Origin of the sequence: Streptomyces bohaiensis (assembly GCF_012033785.1) — a bacterium.
GTDB lineage: Bacteria > Actinomycetota > Actinomycetes > Streptomycetales > Streptomycetaceae > Streptomyces > Streptomyces bohaiensis.
Genome location: NZ_JAAVJC010000246.1, coordinates 1 through 6,997, shown reverse-complemented (window position 1 = coordinate 6,997; position 6,997 = coordinate 1). Strand labels below are relative to the sequence as shown.

General features: G+C 75.0%; 3 protein-coding genes and 2 pseudogenes. 3 read left to right on the top strand and 2 right to left on the bottom strand.

The genetic code is table 11. The features are described from left to right. Positions 1–100: 100 nt before the first annotated feature. Positions 101–1,450 (top strand): coenzyme F420-0:L-glutamate ligase, encoded by a 1,350-nt coding sequence (locus HCN52_RS19930; RefSeq protein ID WP_168089829.1) that lies wholly within the window; start codon positions 101–103, stop codon positions 1,448–1,450. A gap of 891 nt (positions 1,451–2,341) precedes the next feature. Here the strand turns inward: HCN52_RS19930 and HCN52_RS19925 are convergent. Continuing rightward, a complete protein-coding gene (locus HCN52_RS19925) occupies positions 2,342–3,913 on the bottom strand; it encodes an LCP family protein (protein ID WP_245175306.1) in 1,572 nt (523 codons plus the stop codon). A gap of 145 nt (positions 3,914–4,058) precedes the next feature. On the opposite strand from HCN52_RS19925, the pseudogene HCN52_RS19920 reads away from it, so the two are divergent. After that, a pseudogene (locus HCN52_RS19920) lies at positions 4,059–5,096 on the top strand (glycosyltransferase family 2 protein); the annotation flags it as partial. Between the two features lie 17 nt (positions 5,097–5,113). On the opposite strand, the gene HCN52_RS19915 reads toward HCN52_RS19920, so the two are convergent. Next, complete coding sequence (locus HCN52_RS19915) at positions 5,114–6,580, bottom strand: LCP family protein (protein ID WP_312876791.1); 1,467 nt, start codon at positions 6,578–6,580, stop codon at positions 5,114–5,116. 12 nt (positions 6,581–6,592) lie between these two features. Between HCN52_RS19915 and HCN52_RS25630 the strand changes: the two are divergent. Further along, a pseudogene (locus HCN52_RS25630) lies at positions 6,593–6,997 on the top strand (hypothetical protein); the annotation flags it as partial.

The window sequence follows — 6,997 nt, the reverse complement described above, 5'->3', positions numbered from 1 at the left end:
CCCCGGCGCGACCGCCGGGGCCGGGCCCGTCCGCACGGCCGGGCCCGTCCGCACGGCCGGGACGGCGGCGGTCGGCGCGGCCCGGTCGGAGTCCTTCCAGGTGTGGTCGGTCCCCGGACTGCCCGAGGTGACGCCCGGGGACGACCTGGCGGGACTGATCGCCGCGGCGTGCGCCGCTCCCGGTGGGCGGCCGCTGGCGGACGGCGACATCCTCGTCGTCACCTCCAAGGTCGTCAGCAAGGCGGAAGGGCGCGTCCTGCGGGCTGCGGACCGCGAGGCGGCCGTCGACGCCGAGACCGTCCGCGTCGTCGCCCGCCGCGGTCCGGCCCGCATCGTGGAGTCCCGACACGGCTTCGTCATGGCCGCGGCCGGTGTCGACGCCTCCAACACCCCGCCCGGCACCGTCCTGCTGCTCCCGGAGGACCCGGACGCCTCGGCCCGGGCGATCCGGGACGGACTGCGCGAGCGGACCGGCGCCGAGGTGGCGGTCGTCGTCAGCGACACCTTCGGGCGTCCTTGGCGCGAGGGGCAGACCGATGTCGCCATCGGCGCCGCCGGCCTGCGGTCCCTGGACGACCTCCGCGGCGGCACGGACACCCACGGCAATCCCCTGGGGGTGAGCGTCACCGCTGTCGCGGACGAACTGGCGGGTGCAGGCGAGCTCGTGAAGGGCAAGACCGAGGGCCGCCCCGTCGCGGTCGTCCGGGGGCTGGCCGAGCACCTGCTGGCCGCCGCCCGGCCAGCCGACGGCGCCCCCTCCCCCTCCGGTCCGGCGGGCGCCCGCGCCGAGGACCCGGGGGCGCGGCCCCTGGTCCGCGACGCCGCCGCCGACATGTTCCGGCTGGGCACCTCCGAGGCGATCCGGGCCGCGGTCACCCAGCGGCGCACCGTCCGGGAGTTCACCGACGCACCGGTCGACGGCGACGCCGTGCGCCGGGCGGTCGCCGCCGCGGTCACCGCGCCCGCACCGCACCACACGACGCCGTGGCGGTTCGTACTGCTGGAGTCGGCGGACGCCCGAGCCGGGCTGCTGGACGCGATGCTCGACGCCTGGGTCGCCGACCTGCGGGCGGACGGACGCGAGGAGGAGTGGATCGCCCGGCGCGTCCGTCGCGGCGACGTACTGCGGCGCGCGCCCTCCCTGGTGGTTCCCTGTCTCGTCGCCGACGGCGCCCACCACTACCCCGACGAGCGGCGGGCCGCCGCCGAGCGGGAGATGTTCGTCGTGGCCGCCGGGGCCGCGGTGCAGAACCTGCTGGTGGCGCTCGCCGGCGAGGGGCTGGGGTCGGCCTGGGTGTCGTCCACCATGTTCTGCCGCCCCACCGTGCGGCGGGCGCTGGAGCTTCCGGACTCCTGGGACCCGATGGGCGCGGTGGCGGTCGGCCACCCGGCCGCCGCCCCGCCGCCCCGCCCGGCCCGCGACGCCGCCGCGTTCTGGACGGTGCGCTGACCGGAGGTCACGGGTGTCGCCACCGGCCGGCCGGTGGCGACACCCGCGGGGGCAGCCGCGACGGGCCGCCCGGTGGTCGAATCGTGCGCGAGGACGGTCCCGCGGGTCCGGCGCCGTCGGACCTCGCATCGTGGCGGCCTGACGGCGCCTCTGGTCGACCGCTCGTGCACGGCTTTGCCTCACCTCGGCACAGCTCACTCTTCCCGCCGCACAGCGCGACCGTGGGAGACCGTGTACTCCGGGGTTCGGTCGGATCCGCACCCTCGCCGACGCCCGAGCGGCGGGCCGTCGAGCTCACTTCCCGGGCACGGGACTGATCGCAGCGGACCACTGCGGCTGCACAGAGCGCTGCGGGGTGCAGGTGCCGGGAGACGAGAGGGTGCTGCACACCACGCCCTGGTGGCCGCAGCGGGTGGGCCCGCTTCGGTGACCGAGCCCCCTTGGGGGGGGGCTCCCGGGGGCCACAACCACCTGTACCGGTGGAGGGACCCAGTCACCTGATCCCGATTGTGACCGGCGTCACGGGGTGCGCAACCCGGCCGCTCTGGAAGGCGGTGGCGCAGCAGCGACGCTCCCCGCAAAGAGCCCCCACGGATGTGTGCTGGACCCCATCCGCCCGGTGTCGAAGAACGAACACTCCTGGGAGCTTCTCTCACTCACCAGTACGTAGCCGCCATGGCCCCGGCGCACGCCGCCCAGCCGGGAGATCGGGCGCCGCCCGCCGAGGGTGAGGCGTCGGTGTCACCGACTGGGCACCGTCATCGGCGCGCACAGCCGGGGTCCGGCGCCCCGGGGCGAGGCGGCCGGCCCCATCAGCCGACCGCGGCTCGGCACCGGCGGTCGACTGCCGACAGGGTCATCGGCACAGTGGGGTGTTCAGCGCGCCGCCGCTCAGTCGCAGATGATCTGGTCACCGGTGGCGGCGCCGAAGCCGCCGTCCTTCCACTCCTGCGAGCTCATCGGCCGCCGGCCGTCGCGGACCGGCTGGACGCGGTCGAAGTCCTCGCCGACCGCGACCAGCAGCTCGTCCCCGTGGTCGGCGACCTCGCGCAGTTGGGCGTCGGGCAGCGGCGCGCGGAGGGCGGCGGCCTCCGCGCGGCGCTCCGGACCGTGGGTGATGGTGGTGCGCGACTGGGAGGTGGCGGCGGAGCCGGGGTCGTCCTCGGCGGTGAGACCGGCGGTGGTGAAGCCGGTGGCGGCCAACTGCTCGTCGGCGCGGGCGGCGAGCCCCGCCGTGGTGCTGGCGTTCTCGACCCGGACCCGGACCTCCTCGGGGGCGAGTTCCACGGGCACGGCTCCGCGGGGCCCGTCCGCCGCGTCACGGTCGCGGTCCGGCGCCCCGTCCTCCGAGGCGGCGGCGTCCTCCTCCCGCGCCTCGCCATCACTCGCGGCGTCGGTGACGTCGGCGCCGGCCAGCGGGCGGTCCTCCCGGATCGCGGCGAAGAGCCGCTCGGCGCCCTCCTCGTCCCAGGCCACGGTGGAGCCGCCGCCCGGCAGCTTCTTGCCCGACCCGTCCACCGGCACCGAGGTCAGCTCGGCCGAGGAGGCGTCGAAGCCGCCGAGGGCGCGGCTGAGCTCCAGCATCTGGTCGACGCCGAACTCGGGGTCGACGCGGACCGATTCCAGCATCACGTCGGCGGTCCGCCGCAGTTTCGCGGGGTTGAGCAGCACGTCGGTGCTGACCGCCTTGTCGAGGAAGGCGGCGAGGAACTTCTGCTGCCGCTGCATCCGCCCGAAGTCGGCGGAGGGGTCGACCGAGCGCGCCCGTACGTACTGGAGCGCCTCGCCTCCGCTGAGCGTGGAGGTGCCCGGCGGGAGGTCCAGTCCGGACTTCTCGTCCTTGAGGGGGCGGACGGTGCAGACGTCGACGCCGCCGATCTCGTCCACGCCGCGCATGAAGCTGAGGAAGTTGACCTCCAGGTAGTGGTCGATGCGGACGCCGGTCATCTTCTCCACGGTGCGGACCATCAGGGAGGGGCCGCCGTGGGAGAGGGCCGCGTTCATCTTGTCGGGGTGCGCGGGGTGGCGTTCGCCGCCGCCGGCCTCGAAGGTGTGGGCGGGCAGTTCGGCGTAGGAGTCGCGCGGCAGCGAGACGACGCTCGCCCGTTCCCGGTCCTCCGAGAGGTGGACCAGGATGATGGTGTCGGCGCAGTGGCAGGCCTCGCCGCCGATGCGGAACTTCTTCTTCTCCTCGGCGGTGATGCCCTCGCGGCTGTCGTTGCCGATCAGCAGGAAGTTCAGGCCCTTGGAGGTGTCCGGCCGGTTGCTGAGGTCGTGGAAGGGGTCGACCCGCTCCACCCCGGTGTCGATGGTGGAGACCATGGCGTGCCCGACGCCGCCGGTCAGCAGGACGCCCGCCGCGGCCACGGCGGAGAGCCGCAGCCCCCAGCGCGGCCGGCGGCGCCGGCCCGGCGCGGGACGGGGACGCTGACTGCTCGGGTGCTGCGGGCGGCTGGCGGGCAAGGTCGGAACCTCCGCTTGTCGTACGAACGGGGGCCGGGTCACCCCGCCTGGAGCGTAGGAACGGCGGGGGCGCGCCGCGCGCAGACCCGCCGCACACCACCCGGGTGGGCGAACCACGGTGATCCGTTCGCGGTACCGTGAGCCGGTGACGACACGAGGAGACCGGGGCGGCAGCGACCCCGGTGAGCACGGCCTTCCGGCGGTGTCGGTGATCATGCCGGTGCTGAACGAGGAACGACATCTGCGGCACGCGGTGGAAGCCATCCTGCGGCAGGAGTACGCGGGCGGGATGGAGGTGGTCATCGCGCTCGGACCGTCAACGGACCGTACGGACGAGATCGCCGCCGAACTGGTCGCCGAGACCGCGGACCGGCCCTGGGGCAGGGTGCGCACCGTCCCCAACCCGACCGGCCGGACCCCCGCCGGACTGAACGCGGCGATCGCGGCCTCCCGCCACCCGGTGGTGGTGCGGGTGGACGGGCACGGCATGCTCTCGCCGGGCTACATCGCGACCGCGGTCCGCCTGCTGGAGGAGACCGGCGCCGCCAACGTGGGCGGCATCATGCACGCCGAGGGCGAGAACGCCTGGGAGCACGCGGTGGCCGCGGCCATGACGTCCCGGATCGGCGTCGGCAACGCCGCCTTCCACACCGGGGGGTCGGCCGGCGAGGCGGAGACGGTCTACCTGGGCGTCTTCCGCCGGGAGGTGCTGGAACGGCTGGGCGGGTACAACACCGAGTTCATCCGCGCGCAGGACTGGGAGTTGAACTTCCGCATCCGGCAGGACGGCGGACGGATCTGGTTCTCCCCGGAGCTGCTGGTCTCCTACCGCCCGCGCCCGACCGTCCGGAAGCTGGCCAGGCAGTACCACGACTACGGCCGGTGGCGGCATGTCGTGGCCCGCTACCACCAGGGGTCGATCAACCCCCGCTACCTGGCGCCGCCGGCCGCGGTGCTGGCGATCGCGGCGGGGTTGCTCGGCGCCGTCGTGACCCCCTGGACGCTGGTGGTCCCGGCGGGGTACCTGGCGGCGATCACCGTCGGCTCGCTCCCGGCGGGCCGCGGGCGTCCGGCGGGCGCCCGGCTGCGTATCCCGGTGGCGCTGGCGACGATGCACATGTCCTGGGGGTGGGGCTTCCTGACCAGTCCGCGGTCCCTGGCGCGCCGGGTGCGGCAGGCACGTCCCGCTCCGGCCGGGCGTCAGTCGGTGGCGTGCAGCGGGTTGACCGCCATGCAGGCGCTGTCGTCGTCGGCGCTGAGGGCCTCGCCGCTGTCGAGCCGCTCCCCGGGCTCGCCGGGAGCGGCGTCGGGGGGCGCGGGGAACTGGTTGCCCTCGCGCCAGTCGGTGCCGATGACGAGGGTGAACGTCTCGGCCGAGGCGGAGGAGCGCAGCGCGCGGTCCGGGAGGCCGAGGGCGGCCGCCACGGCGCGGGCATCGGCCTCGGCCTGGTCCCCGGTGGGATGGGTCAGCGAGGTCTCCGCCTGGGAGATGGGCCGCTCGTCGACGAAGGACTGGACGTAGCCCAGGGCCGCGAGTTCGGCGACGACCACACTCGCCCGGCCGGTGACGGCGGGCAGCGAGACCGAACCGGTGCCGTTGCGGACCGTGACGCCGACCTCGGCGGGGTCGCGCGGTCGGACGGCGTCGGTCTCCTCGTCCGCGGCGGCCTCCGCGATGTCGTCCGGGTACTCCTCGTCGAGCGCGATGTCGTTGCGGACCAGCGCGAAGAGTTCCTCCGCCGCGCCGGGCTTGGGCGCGACGTGGGCGTCGGGGTTCTGCGGCGCGGGGACCCACGGCATGGTGATCATGTTGATGCGCTCGCTGGGGACGTCCCGGAGGTCCTCGCCGAGGTCGTACAGCCGGTTGACGCTGCCGAGGTCGGGGTCGACGGTCAGCGCGTTGGTGGCGGCGTTGGCCAGGGCGTTGAGCTTGCCGGGGTCGGTGAGGCGCGCCCCTTCCTTCAGCTCGCGGACCATCGAGGAGAGGTACATGTGCTGGGCCTTGGTGCGGCCCACGTCGCTGCCGTCGCCGAAGCCGTGGCGGGTCCGCAGCCACTGGAGGGCCTGCTCGCCCTTGATGACGGTCTCGCCCGCCTCCAGCTTGAGGTGGGACTTGGGGTCGTCGACGCCCCGGTCGACGCAGACGGGAACGCCGCCGACCGCGTCGGCCATGCTGACCACGCCGGCGAAGTCCAGCATCATGAAGTGGTCGATCGGGATGCCGGTGAGCTCCTCCCAGGTGGCGACCGAGCAGCCCGGCCCGCCCCGCTGGAGGCTGTGGTTGATGGTGTCCGACTCCACCATGTCGAACTCGCGGCCGGTCGCCGGGTCGGTGCACTTGGGGATGGTGACCCGGGTGTCGCGCGGTATCGACACCACGGTCATGTTGCTGCGGTCCGCGGAGACGTGCAGCAGCATCTGGACGTCGGCGATGGGCGGGCCGCCCACGGTGTCGGCGGCGCCGCCGAGCCGCAGGTTCTCCTCGGAGTCCCGGGCGTCGCTGCCGAGCAGCAGGATGTTGAGGGGGGTCTGACCGCGCTCGTTGGGGGCGGCCTTGTCGAGCTTGTTGTCACCGAGGTGCAGGTCGCTCTTGGTGAGGTTGCCGTTGAGGTGCTGGACGTAGTACCAGCCCGCCGCGCCGGCGCCGACGACCGCGCGCTGCTGCACGACGCGGCCCGCATGGGCGCCACGGCACTCGGCGGCAGCCCCGAGGACGATCCCGACCCCGCGGGGTTCCTCGACGTCCTGGTGGAGGCGGCCGCCGAGCACGGCACCGACCTGGACCTCCACACCGAGGGCGACGACCCGGCGGCCCTGGACCGGGTCGCGGCCGCGGCGGGCGGGCTCCGCGGCGGCGTCGGTGTGGGGCCGTGCGCCGGGCTCTCGCGTCTCCCCGGCGACGTGCTGGGCCGCACCGCCGAGCGGCTCGCGGGTGCCGGGGTCAGCGTGATCGCCCTGCCCCAGGGCAACTGCGCGTTCGCCGGGAGCCCGCGGCCGGCCGGGGACGGCAGCAGCAGGTATCCGGAGAGATCGACCCGGGTCGTGCCCTCGGCAGCGGTCGGCGCGAGGCTGCCGGGGGTCCCG